This is a genomic window from Rhizobium sp. RHZ02, assembly GCF_014851575.1.
Classification (GTDB): Bacteria; Pseudomonadota; Alphaproteobacteria; order Rhizobiales; family Rhizobiaceae; genus Rhizobium; species Rhizobium altiplani.
Window position 1 is genome coordinate 1 of the sequence record NZ_JACUZX010000133.1, and the last position, 255, is coordinate 255.

1 protein-coding gene is annotated in these 255 nt (G+C 64.7%); it reads left to right on the forward strand.

Annotation, left to right across the window (positions count from 1 at the left end):
- Positions 1 to 255 (forward strand): cytochrome c1 (locus tag IB244_RS31835; RefSeq protein ID WP_246734820.1); only part of this gene is annotated, 255 nt, incomplete at both ends.

Here is a 255-nt window from a genome sequence, read left to right on the forward strand (position 1 = left end):
TGAAGGTCTACACGGAAGTCTGCGCCGCCTGTCACTCGATGAGCCTAGTGCCGTTCCGCACGCTCGGAGCTCTCGGCTACTCGGACGAACAGGTGAAGGCCTTGGCCGCCAACTACGAGGTTCAGGACGGCCCGAATGCCAGCGGTGACATGTTCACCCGCAAGGCCATTCCGTCGGACTATTTCCCGTCGCCGTTCCCGAACCACGAGGCGGCGGCTGCCGCCAACAATGGTGCGGCGCCGCCGGACTTCTCGC